Origin of the sequence: Pseudoalteromonas sp. SR41-1 (genome assembly GCF_014164015.1) — a bacterium.
Taxonomy (GTDB): Bacteria; Pseudomonadota; Gammaproteobacteria; order Enterobacterales; family Alteromonadaceae; genus Pseudoalteromonas; species Pseudoalteromonas distincta.
On the sequence record NZ_JACJEK010000008.1, the window covers coordinates 1 to 22,785 of the forward strand.

Consider the following 22,785-nt stretch of genomic DNA (forward strand, 5'->3'; position numbering starts at 1 on the left):
ATCTTTGATCAATTTAACGAATTAAATTGCACTATAACGTCGTTAAAAATTTTTTATTTAGAACAACTAGATACAAAAATTTTTGCCTAGTTCTAGCGTAATTTTCTTAACGTTAAATAGACCCCGTATATAAGCAGATTGGTATTATTATCGAGATAGTATTAAACCAATACATTTATTTTTTAACCTTACCCTTAAGAACATAAATTTCACCATCGAAACTGCCTTGTATCGTCAGTCCTTGGCTTGCCAACTCTTGCAAATATTCAACATGATCATCAGTGATATGCTGGCCTGGGACTAAAAGCGGAATGCCCGGTGGGTATGGAGTAACTAAACCTGCACAAATGCGGTTGTTACTTTTGCTAATAGGCACAGATTCGCGGTCGCCATAAAAAGCATCGCTTGGAATACACGCCAAGTCTATGGCTGGTAAATTTTCAGGTAAGCGAGCTCTACGCGTCGATTTCGATAGTTTTACTTTACCGCTGTCTAGCTTTTTCAATGCATTGTACAAACGAATTATTTTTGAGCGTGTGCCGCCAAGCGTCAGTAAAACCAAAATGGTGCTGTGTGTGTATTTTTCTATCTCTAGCCCAATTTCATCCAGTAGATATTTATGAATATCTTTTAATGAGTAAGGTAGCTCACTAATATCAATAAGGATCTTTAATGGGTCGTGGCCCATATTATCACCACTAAAATGCGGGAATATTTCCATAAAGTCTTGCTTAGCTAATACTTTAATTTGCTTAAGCGAGGCCATCTGTTGTTTAAACTCCTCAACATGATTTAGCAGCGCATTGAGCAGCTTATAGCCTTCCATCTCTAATTGCTTTTGGCACACGTCAAGCGATGCAATAAGCTGATATTTAGGCGATGTACTAGCGTAGATACTATAAATCTCTCGAAAGAAATCGGCATCAAAATCGGGGTCGTTAATATGAATATAAGACGCTTGAGAAAACGCCGATACTACTTTATGCGCCGAATGCGTAATGTAGTCAGCCCCTGCATGTATCGCAGAATAATGACGAAAGCTAGGATGAAACAAAGAGTATGCAAACCAGGCTTCATCTATAAATACCTTAATACCATATTGATGAGCATAATCTACGACTTGTTTTAGGTCGCTAAGTAAGCCATCGTAAGTACAACCGGTAAGCACTAGTAATTTAGCATCAGTATTGTTTTCAATTGCTAACTTGATGTCGGCCAACGATGGTGGCGCGAAAATGCCATATTTTGGGTTTAAGATACTCGCCAAATAAATAGGGTAACTGGCTGATTGCAAGATGCCATAGTGTACTGACTTATGGCAATTACGGTCGACAATTACTTTATCTCCCTTGCGCAGCAGTGTCTGCAAGATGATTTTATTTGAGGTGGATGAACCATTTGTAACAAAGTAGGTGTGTTTAACTTCAAACGTCGCCGCGGCTGATTCTTGGGCGCGACCAATAGTATTAGTGCTGTCTGATAATGAACCTAGCGAGTCTACCGAAACCGACAGGTCGCCAACAAATACATTGCGGCCGTAAAACTGATAAAAATCTTTAATGTAAGGTGAGTTTCTAAAGCTAGAACCCCCACTATGACCCGGTGTATGCCAAGAGTCGTTTGCTTCACCAACGTAACGACGATACGCCGTCCAAAATGGCGTTTCAGAGCGGTCGTCAAAATCGTTAATCATATAGCCTAAAATAGCTTCTGGGTCAGAAATCACTTCATCTTTAAAAAAGAATGATTCGATTTCTTCTGATTCGTTTACGATCTCCAGCCCTTTAGTGTCGTCGCCAATAACATAAACCGGTAACTCAAGGCGAATTGCCTTTAAATCCTCGATAAAGCGGCTATACATCCGCTCACCCACTTTGTTGTGCATATCCCAGCTTAGAACTACGGCTTGAATATCACCATCTTCCTCTACACATTCCAGCGCGTGTTTAAGCTCGAGGCATTCAATAATATCGATATGAATATCGTCTCGCTCAAAGTTAGGAATGGTCTTTGATAGGTTCGTTGAAAGCCCTTGTAAAGTGGCTGGGTCTTGCTCAATTATCAAGATACGAAGTAGAGGTAGCATAGAGGGTTTCGCAATATAATTTTATAATGCTCACTAGCATAACCAAAGGAGTGTAACTTGTGAAATTAATACTTTGATAATGTTCTAATAATTATTCTATTTCATTGGCTACTACAAATAAGAGGCGCAATGAAATTCATGTGTTTTCTGTTTGCATCGTAAACATAAAGATTTTGATCATTATCAACGACAATATACCTCCCTTAAAGTTTTATACCACTGCAGTATAAGATTATACTTATTCGATGGGCAGTTTTATGCCATGAGAGGACTGTCGTAACCTTAGACACTTGTTATGTTTCGAAGCGTTGGAAAATCCATTTCAATATTGAGTTTTCATATTCTTTAGTCAAGAAGTGACTAGGAATATCCTCTTTATTACTAAGAGAGATTAAACACGAAATAACGATATCCCCCCTAATCAATTCTGTTACAAAACACGCGATAGCTTGCATGAATTTATGTATATTATCAGAATCATCGAGATTACGGTCCATACCTAAAGTTGCGCTATGAATTAGTTCATTCCTTGAATCACGCGCTTTATCTAAAACCTTATGGGCGCCTAATTTGTATTCAGGGAGTGATTGGATAGCTCGATTTAAATTTTTAAACGAAGATAAATTTTGATTAAGTAATTGCTTAAATTCATTATCAGTAATTATACCTTTAAATGATACCGAAGTTTTAATTGCAGGCAACTTAGCTAAAGCCTTACAAGCACTATCAAAGCGAGATGTTAAAATCAATATTCGACCAAAAACACCATGGATTTCATCAGTAAATTCCGAACGTTCAAAGTCAGTTTGAAATGCAGTGTTCATTGCGTACCTTATAGAAATATAAAACCGCAACGGCTAGGCTGTCCAAGCCACGCAGTGGCTGATGCTGGATTGCTTTGTTATATTTCATAGTTTGAATCAATAGAAATATTACACCCCAATTCATAAGCCCAGTTTTCATGATACTTTATCATTAAATCAACATCCATGAGGTGCTCAAGTGTAATAGGCCTAAGCTCAAGTTTTGGTGCGTGCCCACCAAGATTAACATTCCAGACATAGATACGCCCAGTCTTACTACTGCGTTTTAAACTGAATGATTTCATTCCACACTTTCGTGCTATTTCAGTAAAAGGAAAAAAGCTTAACTCATATTCTGGCATATCTCGTAAATTAGCTAATGTTCCATATTGACTCTGTGAATAATCTCCACCAAATGACTCATACGAGGACTCGGAATCATTAAAAAGTTTAATTAATTCACTAGAGTTTGAAAATTTATATCTATCTGCTGTCATGGGGACCTATAACACCCGCATTTGAGGCTGGTTTGGAGCGCAGCGGAAAACCAGTCCGACAACATGCGCTTGTTAACTATTGACAGCACTATACCCGACTGATACTTTGACACTTCGATAGGCCGGATGCGGGTCAGCAGCTCTTGAGCTGTGTGAAGGTTCGATTCCTTCAAGGCCGGCCCTTGTTCTTCTGATACTTAATATCAGGTCTCAGAGAAATCAGCTCCGCCATTATTTCATCTGATACTTTCACGTAGTCTAAATTCTTTGCTCTCAGCAAAAGCTCCGAAGATAGGTGCATTGCGTTATGGAAAGATGCATGTTTTAGATTAGCGCCATCAAACTTTGCTTCTCGAACATCGCATCCATTAAAAACACTGCTTTGTAAGTCTGAATTTGTGAATTCAGCTCTTTCAAGGGACGAATTAGTAAAATCCACCCCCTTGCATATTGATTCATTAAACTTACTTTTTAATAGGTCACAGGACTGAAAAGTAGTGCTTTTAATCGTGCTTTTCTGAAAGTTTGATGATCTCATTTTCATAGATTTAAAAATAGAACCAACAATAGATCCCTCGACAATTTTTAGTCCAATAAGTCTGGAGTCCTCAGCAACCATTCCTTTTACTTTTAGCCCATTTAAAACTAGGTTTTGTACATCTATATTTTTGATATTGTGTTCATTAAGCCTTTTTATATGGCCTAATTTTTTCACGTTAATTTCGGGAAAGTCTAAAGCCGAGAAGTCTTCTAGATCTTCTCTTAATCTTTTTATTTCGCCTGACTTACTCCTTTTAGAATCAAGCCATAGAATTAATACACCAATAATAGACAGCTCGAAAACTATGCCGTGCATTTCAACTAGGAAGTTTTCCCAAAAATCCTTGTTATAAAGGCCTAGTATTGTGTTTGGCAGCACAGTGCTACTAACGCCATCCCAGAAAGCTGTTATTAAGAAAACCACAAGCACCAAAACCGCAGCAATAATTGCTAATGTTGCCACTGAGCTTTTAATAATGATTTTCACTCGATTCCTCAAAGATAGTTAACAATTTAATAGTGCCTCATCGCGCATATTTCTACCGACTTAGCGCTCATTTATCTACTTTATATAGTTTTAACAAATTACCTAAGGTATTACTATCACTAAGTTTTCTAAAATTTTTAAGTGAAATTAAATGAACCAATATGTGCTCATCGCTCAAGACTGCCTATAGTTAATCTGTTTTATCCTTAAACTCACACAAGTCTTCAATAATACAGCTGCCACACTTAGGTTTACGCGCTACGCAGGTGTAACGCCCGTGCAGTATTAGCCAATGATGCACGTCTACTTTAAATTCTTTTGGTACAACCTTTTCAAGCTTTTGTTCTACAGCTACAACATCTTTACCCATGGCAAGCTTTGTACGGTTAGATACACGAAATATGTGTGTATCTACGGCTATTACAGGCCAGCCAAAGGCGGTATTGAGTACAACATTAGCGGTTTTACGGCCAACGCCTGGTAGGGCTTCTAGGGCTTCACGATTTTCTGGCACGATGCTGTTATGTTCATCCACCAAAATTTGGCACATTTTGTAAACGTTGGCAGCTTTAGAATTAAATAAGCCGATGGTTTTTATATAATCACGCAGTGTATCGTGACCTAAGTCTAAAATGGCTTGTGGTGTATTAGCAACAGGGAACAACTTTCGAGTGGCTTTATTAACGCCTACATCAGTTGCTTGTGCTGAAAGAGTTACTGCTACTAGTAACTCAAATGGGCTTGAATATTCAAGCTCTGTAACTGGGTGCGGGTTATCGTCGCGCAGGCGCGACAGTATTTGGTGACGTTTTTCTTTATTCATGCAACTTAAAACGTATTAGTGCTAATTGTTGCTCTAATACGTTTTCCCCTTAAGTTAAGCTAGTAACACGTGCTCGAGGGCCTTTTTCAGCCTCTGGCGGTGCAATTTGCTTTGATTTTATTTGTGCGTCAATTACGTTTTTAGCAGCAATAAGTAGTCCAAGACCCAAAAAGGCACCCGGTGGTAAAATTGCCAGTAAAAATTGGTTATCAAAGTTAAATACTTCTATGCGCATGCTCTGTGCCCATGGGCCAAGTAATAAATCGGCTCCGTCAAACAGCGTACCTTGGCCAATGAGTTCACGCATAGCTCCTAACACTAACAATACAGCCATAAAGCCTAAGCCCATCATTAAGCCGTCAAATGCTGATAAATGAACAGGATTTTTAGAGGCGTATGCTTCGGCGCGGCCAATAATGGCGCAGTTAGTTACAATCAACGGGATAAAAATTCCCAATGATTGATATAAACCAAAGGTATAAGCGTTCATAAGTAATTGAACTATTGTTACAAAGCCCGCGATGATCATTACAAATACAGGTATACGAATATCTTTTGGCACCCAGTTACGCACAATTGATACGGTAACATTTGAGCCTATTAGTACGAGTAAAGTTGCTAAGCCCAAACCTAAGGCATTTGTTACAGTTGAGGTAACGGCAAGCAGTGGACATAAACCTAAAAGCTGCACAAGGGCAGGGTTATTTACCCATACACCTTCTTTGTATAATGTTTTTAACTCACTCATTTAGCTACCTCCATACATTCGGCATTAGGTGCTGCAAAAATATCATCAAAATTAGTTTGTGCGAACAATACGGCATTTTTAACAGAGCCCACAACAGCACGTGGCGTTATGGTCGCGCCTGTAAATTGATCAAACTGGCCGCCATCTTTTTTAACAGCCCAGCGAGCGTCTTCTTCGCCTTCAACCGTTAAGCTTTTAAATGTTGTGATCCAAAGTGATTTTTTAACTTCTACTTTGTCGCCCAAACCAGGGGTTTCTTCGTGTTTAGTCGTACGAACGCCAGCAATAGTGCCATCGCTCAATACAGCTGTTAATAAGTTAATATCGCCACTGTAGCCGTTTGGCGTAACATGCCTAATAACAACAGCGACTGGTTTATTGTTTTTACGAGCACGGTAAATTACTTGATTTGCGTATGGGCCTAGCTTTTCGTCAGTAATAATTACGCAATCTTGCGATAATTGATTGTCGTACGATTTTGGGTCGAGCACTTCTTGTAGTTGCGCAGTAAGTTGCAGTTGTTCTTGCTCTGCAATTTTATCGGCAGTAAGTGCATTGATAGAGGCAACTAAGCCTGTTGTTGCTAATGCAAACGCAGTTAAAATAGCCCCATTTTTAGTCATTGACGAAATGATCATTTTACTGCTCCATGGCCATAAGTACGTGGCTGTGTGTAGTAGTCTATTAGTGGCACTGCAATATTAATCAGTAATACGCTAAATGCGATGGCATCAGGAAAACCACCAAAGGTACGAATTAAATAAATTAGTAAGCCAATTAGTGCGCCATAAATTAAGCGCCCCTTGTTAGTTGTTGCTGCAGATACCGGATCGGTTGCTATAAAAAAGGCTCCCATCATAGTGGCACCACTTAATAAGTGAAATAGGGTGCCCGGCTCTGTACCTGGTGATGCGATATAACCAATAGCACTACATACAGCTAAAGTTGCGATAAAACTGACAGGAATATGCCAGTTAATTATTTTTGCTTTTAGTAAGTATAAACCACCCACTAAATAGCCTAAATTAACCCATGCCCAACCAAGGCCAGCCCATTCGTTAAATATTGGCTTTTGCATGCTCTCGGTAACGGTTAAACCGTGGGCTATGTCTGTTTTAACAGTATCTAGTGGTGTTGCCATTGTTAGGCCATCAACCCCTGCGCGTACTTGATCTAGGCTAAACCCAGAGGCCGTAAAATCGGTGAATATTAGCCTTAGCTGATCAGCAAAGCCTATTGGCGTATTTATTAAATCAGTGACAGGCAACCATGCGGTCATTTGCACCGGAAACGAAACTAATAGCAGTACATAAGCCGCCATTGCTGGATTGAATAAGTTAAACCCAAGGCCGCCATAAAGCTGTTTAACTATAACGATAGAAAATAAACAGCCAATCACGATTATCCACCAAGGGGCAAGTGGTGGAATACTCAATGCCAATAACACGGCAGTAAGCCACGCACTGCCATCACTTAATGCAGGCCAAACAGGGCGCTTTCGTATTAGCATTATTGCAGCTTCAAATACGCTTACAGCAACAAGCGATAGTACGAGTTGAATAAGCACACCTGTACCAAAAAAGAAAACTTGAGCAATTAGCCCAGGAATACACGCAGCAATAACGCTAAGCATTAATCGCGTTAACGATTTATGGCTGTGATTATGCGGCGAACTGGCCATGGTTAATTTCATGACTGATTATTTCCTTCTTTTTGTAACTTTTTAGCTTTTGCTCTCGCAATTGCAGCAGCCACGGCGGCTTTTTTCTTATCTTCGGCTGATTTAGGTTTATCTGCGTTAATAAGAACTGATGAGTCATCGGTGTTACTTTCTGCACTCTTAGGTGCTGCGCTATCAACTTGTAGCTCTTGGGGCTGAGTTTGTTCGGTATCTTCTAGTGCTTTAGCCGCTTTTTTAGCTTTAGCACGAGCTATGGCCGCCGCTACGGCTGCTTTTTTATCATCAACAGGGGCATCAATTTGTGGCTCTTCAATTGCTGTTTGCTCAGCTTCTTCTAATGCTTTAGCCGCTTTTTTAGCTTTAGCACGCGCAATGGCCGCCGCTACCGCTGCTTTTTTGTCATCAACAGGGGCCTCGCTTTGTGGCTCTTCACTTGTTGCTTGTTCAGCGTTATCTAATGCTTGTGCTGCTTTTTTAGCTTTAGCACGCGCAATGGCCGCCGCTACGGCTGCTTTTTTATCATCAACAGGGGCATCGTTTTGTGGCTCTTCACTTGCTGCTTGTTCAGCGTTATCTAATGCTTGTGCTGCCTTTTTGGCTTTAGCGCGAGCAATGGCTGCAGCTACTGCTGATTTTTTATCATCAACGGGTGTAGTCTCGGCCGATTCATCTGTTTGCGATTTTTGCTCTTTATATTTACGCGCTTGTTCTTTACGTAGTGCGCGCTCTTTTGCTACTTCGCTGTTATCTGGCTCTAGTTCTTCGCCTTGTTGCTTTTTAGCTTTAGCGCGTGCAATAGCGGCAGCAACAGCAGATTTTTCATCGCCGTTATCTGATTTATTTTTAACACGGGCTAGTGCCTCAGCTACTTTTTGTTTTTCGTCAGCAGACTTAGCAGCAGGTTTGCGTTTATGGCGGTTTTGGCGTTCTTCTTGCTCACGCTCTAAACGTTCTTTTCGGGCATCAAAACGCTCTTTTGCTCTGTCGGCTTTAATTTTGTCAGCTTGTTGTTCTTTAATTTCAACTTTGGCTATACGGTAGTACTGTACAAGAGGGATTTCGCTTGGGCACACGTATGCACAAGCACCACATTCAATACAATCAAATAAATTGTGCTCTTGTAGTTTGTCGTACTCTTTTGATTTAGCAAACCACTGCAATTGTTGTGGCAATAAAGAAGCAGGGCAGGCATCGGCACAGGCGCTACAACGTATACAGGCTTTTTCAGGGCCGGGTTCCGCTAGCTCTTTATGATCAGGCGCTAAAATACAGTTAGTGGTTTTAACTATGCCAATACGTACTGTGGGTAGCGTAAAGCCCATCATTGGGCCGCCCATCACAACACTTTGCTGCGGTACAGGAGAGAAACCTTGGCAATCTAGTAAATGCTTTATTTCAGTACCAAGCAGTGCCCATACATTTCCAGGTTTATGAATAGTGTTACCTGTTACCGTAACTATACGCTCAATTAGCGGTTTGCCTTCATAAACGGCTTGTTGTACGGCAAACAAAGTACCCGTGTTATGCACTAAAATACCAATATCGGCTGGAATACCAATGCTAGGAACTTCACGGTTAGTAAGTAATTTAATTAATTGCTTTTCACCGCCAGATGGATAAATAGTTGGCACCGTTTGAATAATAATTTTTGAGTTATGCTCAGCTGCTTGCTTCATTGCTGCAATAGCTTCAGGCTTGTTATCTTCTATACCCACAATGCACAGTGTTGGGTTTAAAAGTTGCTGCATTATTTCAATGCCTTGGATAACTTCTTTAGCGTGTTCGCGCATTAAAACGTCATCGGCAGTAATATAAGGTTCGCACTCAACAGCATTTACAATCAAAAATTCGATAGGTTGCTTGGTATCTGCTTTTACATAAGTAGGAAAACCAGCACCACCCATACCGCTAATACCGGCTTGGTGAATAATATTTATAAGCTCATCATGGCTAAGCTCAGCAGGATTTTTATTTTTATTTAGAGCTACCCATTCGTCTTTGCCGTCTGGTTCAATAATAACACTTAGTTCAGGCAGGGCCGATGGATGTGCTGATGGCATAGGTGCAATATCAGTAACTACACCAGAGCTTGGCGCATGTACAGGTACCGACCAGTTAGCAGCGGGTTCTGTTAGTGGTTGGCCTTTTAATACGTGTTGGCCTTTTTCTACAAGTAACTTACCATTTGCGCCTATGTGCTGCTTAAGCGCAACAATGAGTTTGTCGGGCAAGGGTAGGCGAGTGATACTCGCACTATTAGAGAGTGATTTTTGTTGTGGTGGGTGTATGCCGCCAGGAAATGCCCACACGGTGCCTTTTTTTATTTGTTCAAGTAACTTTTCCACTCAAACCTCTAATCTATTTGTGTAACAGGAATAGCGTCTAGCTGCCATTTCCAGTTTTGTTTAGTTTCGGCTACAGGTAGCATATCAATGCAATCTACAGGGCAAGGCTCAACACATAAATCACAGCCAGTACATTCATCAATTAACACGGTATGCATTTGACGAGTTGCGCCCAAAATAGCGTCAACTGGGCAGGCTTGAATACATTTGGTACAGCCAATACATTCATCTTCGCGAATATAAGCCACTGTTTTTATAGGTTCTGCTTGCTCGCCACCGGCAAGTGGTTTTTCATCAACCCCCATTAAGCCGGCAAGCTTTTTCATGGTAGATTCTCCGCCTGGTGGGCATTTATTTATTTCATCGCCATTAGCTATGGCTTCGGCGTAAGGGCGACAACCCGGGTAGCCACATTGTCCGCATTGAGTTTGCGGTAAAATAGTATCAATTTGCTCAACAATAGGGTTACCTTCAACGCGAAAGCGAATTGCTGCAAACCCTAAAATAAGTCCAAAAATGAGTGCTAGCGAACCAATCGCTATCAAGGCATAAAACAAGGTCATATTAAAACTTCACTAATCCAGTAAAACCCATAAACGCCATCGACATTAAGCCTGCAGTGATCATTGCAATAGAGGCGCCTTTAAAAGGCGTAGGAACGTCAGCAGCTGCTAAACGCTCTCGTAGTGCTGCAAACAATACAAGCACTAAAGAAAAACCAACCGCAGCACCAAAACCATATACCGCAGATTGTAAAAACGAATGATCTTCTTTGATATTTAATAAAGCCACACCTAATACCGCACAGTTAGTGGTGATCAGCGGTAAAAATATGCCTAATAAACGATATAGGGTAGGGCTGGTTTTACGCACAACCATTTCGGTAAATTGCACTACAACGGCAATCACTAAAATAAAGCTCATGGTGCGTAAAAAGGCGATATCCAGAGGGATTAAAATATATTGATTAACTAAATAGCTAGTTACAGAGGCAAGGGTAAGCACAAACGTGGTTGCCAAAGACATACCAATCGCCGTATCAAGCTTACCTGATACGCCCATAAACGGACATAAGCCTAAAAATTGTACTAATACAAAGTTATTAACCAGAACGGTTCCAATCAATAACAAGACATATTCTGTCATGTGTGCCTCACGCTATTAAAGTCCTGCTTATTATCCTTTTTTCTGCCCCGATAAACAACATTTGCGAGTCGTTATCAGTTAAATAAACGCAAGGACAAACATATTGATCACAAGGCTGTAAAATTAATGTGATTTTGATGTAAGGAATTAGTCAAATAGCAGAAACAAAAAAAGAGCAACGAATGCTCTTTTTTGTATTAATTGAAAACTAATTAAATGTCTTTAGGTTTTTCTATGTAATAACCTTGAACGCCATCTAAACACAACGTTTCTATAATGTGTTTCTCTTCTTGGCTCTCAACGCCTTCAGCAAATACGCTAACACCAATGCGGTGGGCTAAATCGACCATTAAGCGCATAAAGTACTGATTATTTTTATCATCTTCTAGGCCGCGAGTATAACTTGCATCCATTTTAATAAAATCAGGTTTTAAATCGCGGAAAAACTTAAATGAAGTTAAGCCAACACCAAAACGTTCAACTGTAACGCGTGCGCCAACACGGTGAACCATGTCGATAAAGCGCTTACTAGCCTTGATGTTTTGCTGTAAACCAAACTCGCTTACCTCAAATACTAGTTTAGATGCAATATGCGTATCTTTCAATAATCGGCGCTCTAGCCAAATTACAAACTGATCGTTGTGTGCACTTGAGGCTGTTACGTTTAAACCAAAAAACTTTTCAGATAAATTACGGCTTTTAACTTTTTCAAGAGAAGAGTCGATGATCAGGCGATCAATTTCTATTGCCATATCAAGTTTTTCGGCCATTGCTAAAAAAGAAGCGGTAGGCAGTACTTGATTGTCTTCTGTTTTAAATCGAACTTGTACTTCAGCGTAGGCTTTTATGCTTTTACCAAGCGGCATAATGTTTTGCATCACTAAATGCACACGCTTAGATTCAATAACTTCCTTAATAACCTTACGCCAGTTTTGATTACCAAACCCCGCACTTACGTTATTAACTAAATCGGTTTCGCGTTGTACGTGCCATGCATTAACTTGCTTTGACTGCGCCATGCTCATCGCGTTATCAACAACAGAAAGTAGTTCGCCTAACGGTTTACCTTTTTCGTAACCTACAATACCCGTATTAGCTACCGAGCTTAACTCTTGGTTTTGTTGGTACTGCGTGAAGCGCGATTGCAGGTTTTCACCAAAGCGCTCAGCTTCTTTTAAAGGAATGTGGGGGAGTACTACCGCAAAATCAGAGCTGTTTAATCTAAATACTTGGCTACCCGTGTAAGTGCCGCTTATGTGCTTAATAATATCGGCAACGCCTTTAACGTACTCGTCACCTTTTTGATAACCACGGCTTTGGTTTATAGCTTGTAGTTCGCTACAACGAACCATAGCTAAAGAGCCAAATGTACTTTGCTCAGTGTTTTCAATATTTTTTTCGTAGTACTCAACAAACATATTACGATTACCAAGCGAGGTAATTACATCTTTGTACGCTTCATGCTTGATAGTCATAGCAGCGCTTTGTATGTCTTCGTTTTTGTTTTTTAAAAAATGCGATAATCGATTAAAGCTAGATACTAAATCTTTTCCCATTTTTTTCAATCGAGTGCCATCTAATGCTGCTTCTAAATCATTATCAACTTGGTTTTGATTGATATAAATATCGATAATGTCAGCAACTGTTGTACTTATATTTTTATTTAAATGGTAAAAAATAGATTTCATTAGAATTATTGGAATAATAACTAAAATGGCAGAAATCAAAATAACAATAAAAAGGGACGTTTGTAGCTGCGACGCTAAATGCTCAATGTTAAGTACAAATTCAACTTTTATATCTGCGGCATCGTTTACAGCAAACTGTGGGCGTACAGAGTTAAAGTTAGAGAGTACAAAATCAGCAAACATTGGTAATTGAGTAGGGGGGTTAATGCTAAATACTTCAGCACCTTGGTAATCTCTTAGAGTAAAGCTTGAAAACGTATTACCATCTGCAATTGATTGTTTTAAATTTTGAGCAGAAATATCGTCTAAAGAAAGGTCATTAATATACTTAGTGACAGTTGTTTGTGCATTTTTTTGTGCATCACTTACCGCAGTATCAAAGCTTATAGATATGAAGTAGCTTCCTGCTGCAACACACAATAACCAAGAGATAATTTGTATAAAAATAAGTTTTTTAAATCCAGCCATGTTTTCAGTCTTTTAATAATCAAAAGGGAAGGAATCAAGTCCTTGATTAATAAACTAAGTACAGCGCATTAAAGAATTAAACTAATGCTTTAGTTATATAAGGAAGAGTAGTGGAAATAGCTTGGAATGTCTATGAAATTCTTAGAATTGGCTCCCCCTCCCCGACTCGAACGGGGGACCTGCGGATTAACAGTCCGTCGCTCTAACCAACTGAGCTAAGGGGGAACTAAAGTACTGATATTATTATGATGATTTGGCTCCCCCTCCCCGACTCGAACGGGGGACCTGCGGATTAACAGTCCGTCGCTCTAACCAACTGAGCTAAGGGGGAACTACATCATAAACATAAACTTGGCTCCCCCTCCCCGACTCGAACGGGGGACCTGCGGATTAACAGTCCGTCGCTCTAACCAACTGAGCTAAGGGGGAATCGTTTATGGTTGAAAAACTTGGCTCCCCCTCCCCGACTCGAACGGGGGACCTGCGGATTAACAGTCCGTCGCTCTAACCAACTGAGCTAAGGGGGAAGCGTCTTGCCTTTCAACGGGGCGAAATATTAATGACCGAGCCGCAAAGTGTCAACATATAAAAGTCATAAATTGAAAAAAGAGGTTTATTCGTTGTTTTTGTGTTCGATCTGCGTGATTTATAGCTCTATTAAAGCTGTTTTTTTAAGAATTTAAGAATACTAATGCGAGTTTTATTATTGTTGAGTCTTTAAATTGGTTAAATTAAACACGCCATTAAAGCCACTTGTAATTAAAAAACAACTCAAAAACATAAAATTTCATTTTTACTTTCGGGTATTCTTCGTATTTATTTACTTTTTTATTTTAATTTTCTAAAAATATACCTGCACGAATAGTCATAAAAGTATTTTCCCTCTTAATAGTGATCCAATTTTGATCTATAAATTGAGCATTTATTATCTTCGCTCAAAAATAGAACAATCAATAACTTAACTTTGTATTAAACGTTTTTTATTTACTAACGTATAAGTATGTTAAGAAGAAAAATCGGCAAGCTTGCGTTTTCAGTGTGAGTTTATAAAAATGCCACAATTAGCAAATCAACAATTGGTTGGACCTCAGCGAAAATTGCGAGTCTCTCAAGGCCTTTATAAATGCGGCTTTGAATGAGTTATCCACGGTTTCTGTGGATAACTCTGTTTATGAAACTTTAAGAACATCATCGGCACCAATGTTTTAGGGTGCTACAACGATTTCAAGCTTTTAAATCACTATTTTTTATTCATTGTAAAACAGTGGGTTATGTTTTGGTGGCTAATAGATGTAACTCCATGAATGAATTTTTTCGTAACGATAAACCAAGTAGTTGCTTTGTGTAAAAAAGCATCAGATAACACAGGGTGTTTGTAATAAAAGTTATAAAAATGTGTTTTAATTGTTTTTTGGCGTGTTTAGGCTCTATTTTAACAAAAAGATGTAAAAACCAAGTTTTACTATTTTTTAGAATATTTACTTACGTAATTACATCAATTGTAGTGATAAATCCGTGGCTTGAACTGTCTTGATGCTTTAAAATGATTCGTTCAGTAAAAGAGGCCTATTTATTTCATGCGCGCAATTTCAAAATCTCAGACTCGCCCAGATTTACTAAACGATCCTATCTTGCCTACATTAAAGACGATGACCATACCGATGATATTCGGCATGATCACACTAATGATGTTCAATATTGTAGACACCTTTTTTATAAGTTTACTTGGCACCGAACCATTAGCTGCCGTGAGCTTTACATTTCCAGTTACTTTTACCGTTATCAGCTTAGCAATAGGGCTGGGGATCGGTACATCAGCAGTAATAGCGAAAGCGCTCGGCAGTAATAAAATTGATGAAGCACGTTTTGATGCCAGTATTTCTTTAATGGTTGGTGTGGTTTTGGTTATTGTGTTGTCATCTGTTGGATATTTACTGATTGACCCCATATTTACTTTACTAGGAGCGGGCGCGCAAGTATTGCCGTTAATACATGAATACATGAATGTATGGTTTATCGGTAGCGTATTTTTAATAACCCCAATGATTGGTAATTCGGTACTGCGTGCCAGCGGTGATACCAAAACGCCAAGTATAGTAATGGCCGGAGCCGGGCTGATAAACGCCGTACTTGACCCAATACTGATATTTGGCTTTGGGCCGGTACCCGCGTTAGGAATTCAAGGCGCTGCCATAGCAAGTGTTGTTGCATGGTCGGTCGCTGTGGTTATTATTTTATATATATTAGCGGTTAAAAAACGTTTGTTGAGTCTCAAAGCGGGCAAGCAAACTGTAACTGGCGCTATTCGTAAAATATTAAAAATTGGTTTACCTGCTGCAGGTGCAAACATGCTTACACCCGTTGCAATGGCTGTAATGACCGCCTTAGTAGCGCATCATGGGCCAGAAGCCGTGGCCGCATTTGGAGTAGGAAGCCGGATAGAATCTATTGCAAGTATATTAGTGCTTGCGCTATCGATGACATTACCGCCATTTGTGAGTCAAAACTTTGGGGCTGGCAAATTATGCCGTGTCAAAGAAGCGTATACCGGCACACTAAAATTTGTGATGGTATGGCAATTTGCCATTTACGTATTACTAATTGCATTTTCAGGTGTTATAAGCCAATTATTTGGTAAAGAACAAGCCGTAATAGATGTAATTAAGCTCTTTATTTATACCATCCCACTAAGCTATGGCTTACAAGGGGTGATCATATTATCAAACTCATCGTTTAATGCTTTACACAAACCAATGAACGCATTGGTACTAAGCGTTATTCGTTTATTCATATTTTATGTACCATTTGCTTATATCGGCAACGAAATAGCCGGATTATTAGGGTTATTTATAGGCGCTGCCATAGGTAATTTATTTACAGCAATAGTGGCATATAAATGGTTTATGAAAAAACTAGAAGCGCTGAGCGGCGAATCGTTACAGGAGTGCAATAATTGAGCGACCATTTTCAGTTAAAATCACATTTCAAACCAGCAGGCGATCAGCCTACCGCCATTAAACAGCTATGCGAAGGGTTAGAAGCGGGGCTTGCACACCAAACGTTATTAGGTGCCACCGGTACAGGTAAAACCTTTACCATGGCCAATATTATTAGCGATTTAAACCGTCCAACAATAATAATGGCGCACAATAAAACATTGGCTGCGCAGCTATACGGCGAGATGAAAGAGTTTTTTCCTAAAAACGCGGTTGAATACTTTGTATCGTATTACGATTACTACCAGCCAGAAGCCTATGTTGTATCTAGCGACACATTTATTGAAAAAGATGCTTCGATAAATGAGCACATAGAGCAAATGCGTTTAAGTGCGACCAAAGCATTGCTTGAGCGTCGCGACACCATTATTGTGGCATCGGTATCGGCTATTTATGGTTTGGGTGACCCTAAATCGTACATGAAAATGATGCTACTTTTAAAAGTGGGCGAAAAAGTCGATCAACGCGACATGCTACGCCGCCTTGCTGAAATACAATATACCCGCAATGATATAGATTTTAGCCGAGGTACATACCGTGTACGTGGCGAAGTAGTTGACATATTCCCAGCAGAATCAGACACTTTTGCTGTACGTGTAGAAATGTTTGATGATGAAATAGAGCGCTTAAGTATTTTTGACCCGCTTACCGGTGCAATTGAAAAGCATATAGTGCGCGCTACTATTTATCCTAAAACGCACTATGTTACCCCGCGTGAAAAGATACTTGGCGCTATCGAAAAAATAAAAGAAGAACTAAAAGAGCGACGCGCCCAGTTACTCAGTGCAAACAAGTTAGTAGAAGAGCAACGTGTAGCACAGCGAACGCAATACGATATAGAAATGATGACCGAGCTTGGTTATTGCTCGGGTATAGAAAACTACAGCCGCTATTTATCTGGGCGTACGCCAGGCGATCCGCCGCCAACATTGCTTGATTACCTACCTGATGACGCATTAATGATTATTGATGAATCGCACGTAACCGTATCGCAAATTGGCGCCATGTATAAAGGCGACAGAAGCCGTAAAGAAAACCTTGTTGAGTATGGTTTTAGAATGCCCTCAGCAATGGATAATAGGCCACTGCGTTTTGAAGAGTTTGAAGCCATAGCACCACAAACTATTTATGTATCAGCAACGCCTGGCGACTTTGAGTTAGAGCGCTGCGCGGGCGAAATAGCAGAGCAAGTAATTCGCCCAACAGGGCTGCTCGACCCACTTATAGAAGTACGTCCTGTGGGCGATCAGGTTGATGATTTACTCTCAGAAATATACAAAAGTGTGGAGAAGGGCGAACGCGTACTGGTAACTACACTTACTAAACGTATGTCTGAGGATTTAACAGATTACCTAAGCGAGCATAATGTAAAAGTACGTTACTTACATTCAGACATTGATACCGTTGAGCGCGTGGAAATAATTCGTGACTTACGAGCTGGCGTGTTTGATGTGTTAGTGGGCATTAACTTACTGCGAGAAGGCCTTGATATGCCAGAAGTGGCACTTGTTGCCATACTTGATGCTGACAAAGAGGGTTTTTTACGCTCGGCTCGCTCGCTGATACAAACCATTGGCCGTGCTGCTCGTCACTTAGATGGCCGCGCTATTTTATATGGTGACAGAATTACAAAATCAATGGCAAAAGCCATGGACGAAACAGCACGCAGGCGCGAAATTCAGCATGCATATAACGTTGAGCACGGCATAGAGCCTCATGCTCTGGCTAAAAAAATACTTGATGTAATGGATGTAGGTGAAGAAGCGGCCCCTAAAGACAACCTTAAACTTATTCGTAAAGAGTCTAAAAAGGTTCTTAGTGCGAAAGAAATTGCCGTGCAAATTAAGCAGCTTGAAACCAAAATGCATGCATACGCAAGCGACCTAGAATTTGAAAAAGCGGGCTCTGTTCGCGATGAAATACATGAACTACAACAACAGTTGATTAATTAAAAATGACAGCAAACTTTACACCTCTTATTACTGCGCTTGAAGACGCGCCAATTTTAAAAAATGAACTGTGTCGTGTTTTTCATGGCCGAGGCCACAGCGTCGAAGCATTAAGCCATATTAATTTAGACTTTTACCCGCCAAGTTTATTTTTGGTTTCGTACGACGAAATTGACGAGCAAACACTAAGCGAGCTCACCAATGTTGTGTGGCAGTGGGCACAAAAAAACCAGCCTGAGCTTATTACGTCACTTGTGTACCAGCAGCGTGCTGGCGTACAAAGCCAAAACACCGTGGTTTATGGGCAATTACCTAACCCACATGTTGTAACCGAAAATGGCATTCGCTTTTTGGTTGATTTACAGAGCCGCCAAAATACCGGAATATTTCCCGATATGCGCAGCGGCCGTGAATTTGTAATGGCTAACAGCAAGCATGGCAAAGTGCTTAATTTGTTTTCGTATACATGTGGGTTTTCGCTTGCCGCCATGCAAGGCGGGGCAGATCATGTGATGAACATGGATATGAGCAAAGGCGTGCTTAAAGTCGGCAAGCAAAACCATCAGCTAAATGGTTTTGAGCGCGGGGTAAGTTTTTTACCTCACGATATTTTAAAATCGTTTGGAAAACTAAAAAAAGCAGCCCCGTTTGATTTAATAATAGTTGATCCGCCAAGCTTTCAAAAAGGCAGCTTTATATTAACTAAAGACTATCAAAAAGTGCTGCGCAGGTTGCCAGAGCTACTTTGCGATACCACACAATTACTATTGTGTGCTAATAGCCCAGAGCTTAGCGAAGATGCATTTAAAGCATTAATAAACGAGAACACCCAAGGCGCAACTGAATTTGTTGAGCGCCTAGCCCCCACCGAGCGTTTTATTGAAGTAGACAGCGACAAAAGTTTAAAAGCGCTTGTCTATAAAACGTCACAAACACCTGCTTAAATGAAGCTCAGTAAACGCCTAACTGCCATTGATAAATTAATTTCGCAGCATCACGATATTATTTGGGATTGTTGCTGCGACCATGGTTATTTAGGCATGGCGCTATTAAAACGCGCAGCTGCAAACCACGTTATTTTTGTAGATATAGTCGCCACTTTAATGAACGACCTAGAAGCGCAATTATCATCTATTAATAAATTACAAAAAACCTGTGATAAAAATCCGCAGTGGCAGGTCTTATGTCAGGATGTAGGCAAAATAGAAATTACTCAAAGTAAAAGCCAAGTAGTTGTAATAGCAGGTGTTGGCGGTGAGCTGTTGTTAAGTTTAGTACAACAAATTATTGCTAATAACGCAGTGGAGCATTTAAATAATGTTCGGTTTATTTTATGCCCAGTGCATCACACTTATAAGTTGCGAGTGGGTTTAAAACAACTCGGTTTAGGGCTTATAAGTGAACAAATAGTCTACGACAACAAACGTTTTTATGAAGTGATTGAAGTGAGCTTTAGTACCAATAATGAGATTAGCCATACCGGCAACAAAATGTGGGACTTTGCTAGTACAGAGCACGCTATGTACCAACGACAACTCATAAATCATTATAATAAAATGCTCAATAAAGATAAGCCATACTATCAAAAAGTTATAACAGACTATCAAGAACTCACCGATAGTTAAAAAAGCCCAAAAGTAGGGCGTACATGTGATCTAATTACGACATTGACGACGTAATGTGTTCATAGTTTATATCGCACTACGCGAGTTTATTTGGTTTATTTATGTCAGATAACAAGAGTCACATTAATCATTTGCTTAGCAATGAGCAAAAATGGCAACACAGTTACGAGCAACCTATTTCTTATGCACCCCTGGTGCAATTGGCTAATAGTAATTGGGTGGTGCCACAGCATTTTTTACGTTACAAGCACACGCTTCAAAGCGTAAACGAAGTACTTGAGAGTATTGAGTTTTCGGCTCACTTTAGAGTGCTCGCTGCACAAAAAGGTGAAGAGATTTATCTGCAAGTAGCAGTGCTGAGCCCTGATAACTACCAAAAAAGCGCATCTACTAATGAAGCCAAAGCTAAAAAACTATTATTTGGCAGACGCTGGATTGTAGAGGAAAACCTACCTACTTCAGAACTTATCCAAACTGCATTTTTAGCGTTAAAAGTAGCGCGAGAACATGAAGTAAGAGAGCTTTTTCAGTTAATGCAAAGCGGCGCAACAAGCACGCCATTTAACAATCACCACGACTTACCTGTAATGGCGCAAAACCCTGAACTTGTTAAAAGCGAAGCGGTTACAAGTAACGTTGATGAAGTGCTTAAACGTATTGTATTTGCAGGAAAAAGTATTGAGCTTAAAAGTCAGCAGCAAGTAGCCGAGCAACATTTATATACTGTTGAGCTGTTGTGTGAGGATTGCCAGCTTAGCGAGTTTAATAAAAAAACAATTGCGTTTTTAACAGCAGACTCATCCGCTAATAGTTTTTTACACGGCTTAATTGCGGCATTGGTGGCCACAAGTAATGACTACGTAAACGAGCAGTTTAAATACAAAGGTTTTGCCCGCTTTAGTAAGCACGTAGTGGTTGAACAAGTAGGTAATCTAAGTATCGCTATGCGCTCGCCAAGTACCGTAGGGCTTTGCTCTATGGGTAAGCAACATGCAAATCAGTTAAATTTTGAGATAGACAGTGGGCGAGCACCACAGGGCTGCGGGCAAGCTATTGGTGGGTTTTTAGCTGCTCACGGCATTGAGCAGCCAGAAAATGCGCATTTATATCCAAATTACTTATAACAACTTAAAGTTTATTAATTTCATCTTTAACGTTAAAGCTTGAATCAGTAACAATAGCCTCAAGTGTTTGTACACGCTCTTTTAATTCAAGCACTTGTGCGTTTGTTTCAGCTAGTTGTTTATGGGCATCGCTGTTGTTGTTTTGCATTTTATGCTTAAACTCAAGGTGCTTTTTATACATATCGTAAACTACTCCTGAGCCAACCGAAATTAGCACAATAAGTACAATCATCGTAGTTCCAGACATAACCTCATTCCTTATCATTTTATTATTCGTTTATGGTTAAAGTATAACCTTTAAGCGCTTTTGATAAAGCTGACAATTGTAACTTAATTTGTATACTTTATTTAATTCAGCTTTGAGCGTGTTCATCATTTATACACTTTAGATATTGTTTAATAGTCGTCTAATCTCCATATAATAAACATATTTTAAATAATACAGTGAGTTGCTATGTTAAATAATAAAATTCCACCGGTTATAGTGGTACTGTTTTTTGCAGGCATAATGGCGCTTATTGCGCATTACAGTGTTATTGATTTCACCGCCTTTATTACCTACTTAGCAGCAAGTTTGGTCATTATTGGGTGTGTTTTTTGTATTGCAGGGGTAGCGAGCTTTAAAATAGCAAACACCACAGTAAACCCAAATAAACCTGAGCAAGCATCAAAACTTATTACGAGCGGCATTTATAAAATTTCGCGTAACCCAATGTATGTGGGTTTTGCATTTATTTTAGCAGGGTGGGGTGTTTGGTTAAGTTCCTTGTGGGCGCTTTTATGTATTATCGGGTTTATTGCGTATTTAACATTTTTTCAAATAATACCCGAGGAGCGTGCGCTCACTAAATTATTTGGCGAAGAGTTTACCGCTTACAAAGCGCGCGTAAAACGCTGGCTGTAATCAATATCATTGACTTAAAACGTGACAAACAAAAAAGGCTATCGATGATAGCCTTTTTTTGTTTGCAGCAATTGTATTACTAATTAATTGCGGCTTATTCGTATTCTAACGGGTCTGTAATGTTATTTAGTGCAAATGCTTCAAGGCGTTCTTGGCACGCGCCACATTTACCACAGGCCTTTTCACGGCCGTTATAACAGGTCCACGTTTGGCTGTAATCTAAACCCATTTCAATACCGTCGGTCAAAATACCAATTTTAGTATTATTTAAATACGGGCTAAAAATTTCTACCGCGTCGTAGTTAGCAATACGACACACATCATCCATTTTTTGCACAAATTCAGGACGGCAGTCAGGGTAAATAGCATGATCCCCAGAGTGAGCGCCGTAATAAACTTGGCTAGCTTTAAGTGATACCGCGTAACCAACAGCAAGCGAGAGCAAAATCATATTACGATTAGGTACAATCGTACTTTTCATGCTTTCTTCTTCGTAATGGCCTTCAGGTACGTCAATATCATCAGTAAGTGATGAGCCACCAATAAGTTGGTTAATCGCCGAAATATCAACAATTTTATGTGGAACGTTTAATTTTTCACACACACTTGCTGCTACTTTAAGCTCTTTTACATGACGCTGACCATAGTCAAATGATAGGGCATATACATCATGGCCTTGTTGCAGGGCTTTATTTAATACGGTAAATGAGTCCATACCGCCGGAATAAATAACAACTACTTTTTGCGTCATATCTGTTTTGCTCTTAGTTTTAATAGAGGTTTATATCAGGGCGCGATATACTACACGGCCGCAGCTTAAATAACAATTTTTGCACAGCGCTTTTTGGTTTTTTAATAGTAGCAATTTGGCTGCT

Annotated in this window: 20 protein-coding genes and 4 tRNA genes; 6 read left to right on the forward strand and 18 right to left on the reverse strand. The window is 39.8% G+C overall.

Features of this window, described 5'->3' with window-relative positions:
• Positions 1 to 175: 175 nt before the first annotated feature.
• The 16 genes from H5118_RS08395 to H5118_RS08470 form a co-directional block, all read right to left on the reverse strand.
• Complete coding sequence (locus tag H5118_RS08395; RefSeq protein ID WP_033021837.1) at positions 176 to 2,086, reverse strand: aminotransferase class V-fold PLP-dependent enzyme; 1,911 nt, start codon at positions 2,084 to 2,086, stop codon at positions 176 to 178.
• A 293-nt stretch (positions 2,087 to 2,379) separates the two neighbouring features.
• The gene (locus tag H5118_RS08400) at positions 2,380 to 2,910 is read right to left on the reverse strand and encodes a hypothetical protein (RefSeq protein ID WP_182748476.1); all 531 of its coding nucleotides are present in this window, start codon (positions 2,908 to 2,910) and stop codon (positions 2,380 to 2,382) included.
• Between the two features lie 77 nt (positions 2,911 to 2,987).
• Positions 2,988 to 3,386, reverse strand: coding sequence for a hypothetical protein (locus H5118_RS08405; RefSeq protein ID WP_182748478.1), 399 nt, complete (start codon positions 3,384 to 3,386; stop codon positions 2,988 to 2,990).
• A gap of 169 nt (positions 3,387 to 3,555) precedes the next feature.
• The gene (locus H5118_RS20815; protein ID WP_182725395.1) at positions 3,556 to 4,413 is read right to left on the reverse strand and encodes a pentapeptide repeat-containing protein; all 858 of its coding nucleotides are present in this window, start codon (positions 4,411 to 4,413) and stop codon (positions 3,556 to 3,558) included.
• A 190-nt stretch (positions 4,414 to 4,603) separates the two neighbouring features.
• Positions 4,604 to 5,236, reverse strand: a complete 633-nt coding sequence (nth, locus tag H5118_RS08415; protein ID WP_149591916.1) for an endonuclease III — start codon at positions 5,234 to 5,236, stop codon at positions 4,604 to 4,606.
• A 49-nt stretch (positions 5,237 to 5,285) separates the two neighbouring features.
• The gene (locus H5118_RS08420) at positions 5,286 to 5,984 is read right to left on the reverse strand and encodes an electron transport complex subunit E (RefSeq protein ID WP_182721258.1); all 699 of its coding nucleotides are present in this window, start codon (positions 5,982 to 5,984) and stop codon (positions 5,286 to 5,288) included.
• Positions 5,981 to 6,622 (reverse strand): electron transport complex subunit RsxG, encoded by a 642-nt coding sequence (rsxG, locus tag H5118_RS08425; protein ID WP_182748480.1) that lies wholly within the window; start codon positions 6,620 to 6,622, stop codon positions 5,981 to 5,983. Before rsxG ends, H5118_RS08420 begins: the two co-directional genes overlap by 4 nt.
• The gene (gene rsxD, locus H5118_RS08430) at positions 6,619 to 7,677 is read right to left on the reverse strand and encodes an electron transport complex subunit RsxD (RefSeq protein WP_182748482.1); all 1,059 of its coding nucleotides are present in this window, start codon (positions 7,675 to 7,677) and stop codon (positions 6,619 to 6,621) included. Before rsxD ends, rsxG begins: the two co-directional genes overlap by 4 nt.
• On the reverse strand, positions 7,674 to 10,010 hold the full coding sequence (gene rsxC / locus H5118_RS08435) for an electron transport complex subunit RsxC (RefSeq protein WP_182748484.1): 2,337 nt from the start codon (positions 10,008 to 10,010) through the stop codon (positions 7,674 to 7,676). The genes rsxD and rsxC overlap by 4 nt, the downstream gene beginning before the upstream one ends.
• Positions 10,011 to 10,018: 8 nt before the next feature.
• The gene (gene rsxB, locus H5118_RS08440; RefSeq protein WP_007585357.1) at positions 10,019 to 10,573 is read right to left on the reverse strand and encodes an electron transport complex subunit RsxB; all 555 of its coding nucleotides are present in this window, start codon (positions 10,571 to 10,573) and stop codon (positions 10,019 to 10,021) included.
• Position 10,574: 1 nt separating this feature from the next.
• Positions 10,575 to 11,156 (reverse strand): electron transport complex subunit RsxA, encoded by a 582-nt coding sequence (rsxA, locus tag H5118_RS08445; protein WP_008172491.1) that lies wholly within the window; start codon positions 11,154 to 11,156, stop codon positions 10,575 to 10,577.
• A gap of 212 nt (positions 11,157 to 11,368) precedes the next feature.
• Positions 11,369 to 13,312, reverse strand: a complete 1,944-nt coding sequence (locus H5118_RS08450) for an EAL domain-containing protein (protein ID WP_182748486.1) — start codon at positions 13,310 to 13,312, stop codon at positions 11,369 to 11,371.
• Positions 13,313 to 13,460: 148 nt separating this feature from the next.
• Positions 13,461 to 13,537: transfer RNA gene (locus tag H5118_RS08455), tRNA-Asn, on the reverse strand.
• 29 nt (positions 13,538 to 13,566) lie between these two features.
• Positions 13,567 to 13,643: transfer RNA gene (locus tag H5118_RS08460), tRNA-Asn, on the reverse strand.
• A 21-nt stretch (positions 13,644 to 13,664) separates the two neighbouring features.
• Positions 13,665 to 13,741: transfer RNA gene (locus tag H5118_RS08465), tRNA-Asn, on the reverse strand.
• Positions 13,742 to 13,762: 21 nt separating this feature from the next.
• Positions 13,763 to 13,839: transfer RNA gene (locus H5118_RS08470), tRNA-Asn, on the reverse strand.
• Positions 13,840 to 14,889: 1,050 nt separating this feature from the next.
• Here H5118_RS08470 and H5118_RS08475 point away from each other — a divergent pair.
• The 5 genes from H5118_RS08475 to H5118_RS08495 all read left to right on the forward strand — a co-directional run bounded on the left by H5118_RS08475 (position 14,890) and on the right by H5118_RS08495 (position 21,006).
• Complete coding sequence (locus H5118_RS08475; RefSeq protein ID WP_182748488.1) at positions 14,890 to 16,269, forward strand: MATE family efflux transporter; 1,380 nt, start codon at positions 14,890 to 14,892, stop codon at positions 16,267 to 16,269.
• Positions 16,266 to 18,260 (forward strand): excinuclease ABC subunit UvrB, encoded by a 1,995-nt coding sequence (gene uvrB / locus H5118_RS08480; RefSeq protein ID WP_039487290.1) that lies wholly within the window; start codon positions 16,266 to 16,268, stop codon positions 18,258 to 18,260. The genes H5118_RS08475 and uvrB overlap by 4 nt, the downstream gene beginning before the upstream one ends.
• Positions 18,261 to 18,262: 2 nt before the next feature.
• Positions 18,263 to 19,201, forward strand: coding sequence for a class I SAM-dependent methyltransferase (locus H5118_RS08485; protein WP_182748489.1), 939 nt, complete (start codon positions 18,263 to 18,265; stop codon positions 19,199 to 19,201).
• A complete protein-coding gene (locus tag H5118_RS08490; RefSeq protein ID WP_182712194.1) occupies positions 19,202 to 19,882 on the forward strand; it encodes a tRNA (adenine(22)-N(1))-methyltransferase TrmK in 681 nt (226 codons plus the stop codon).
• Between the two features lie 101 nt (positions 19,883 to 19,983).
• Positions 19,984 to 21,006, forward strand: a complete 1,023-nt coding sequence (locus H5118_RS08495) for a hypothetical protein (RefSeq protein ID WP_182748491.1) — start codon at positions 19,984 to 19,986, stop codon at positions 21,004 to 21,006.
• 4 nt (positions 21,007 to 21,010) lie between these two features.
• On the opposite strand, the gene H5118_RS08500 is transcribed toward H5118_RS08495, so the two are convergent.
• Complete coding sequence (locus H5118_RS08500) at positions 21,011 to 21,253, reverse strand: hypothetical protein (protein ID WP_182748493.1); 243 nt, start codon at positions 21,251 to 21,253, stop codon at positions 21,011 to 21,013.
• A 207-nt stretch (positions 21,254 to 21,460) separates the two neighbouring features.
• On the opposite strand from H5118_RS08500, the gene H5118_RS08505 reads away from it, so the two are divergent.
• Positions 21,461 to 21,910, forward strand: a complete 450-nt coding sequence (locus tag H5118_RS08505; protein WP_007378935.1) for an isoprenylcysteine carboxylmethyltransferase family protein — start codon at positions 21,461 to 21,463, stop codon at positions 21,908 to 21,910.
• 94 nt (positions 21,911 to 22,004) lie between these two features.
• On the opposite strand, the gene queC is transcribed toward H5118_RS08505, so the two are convergent.
• Positions 22,005 to 22,661, reverse strand: coding sequence for a 7-cyano-7-deazaguanine synthase QueC (queC, locus tag H5118_RS08510; RefSeq protein WP_002960416.1), 657 nt, complete (start codon positions 22,659 to 22,661; stop codon positions 22,005 to 22,007).
• Positions 22,662 to 22,785: the final 124 nt, after the last annotated feature.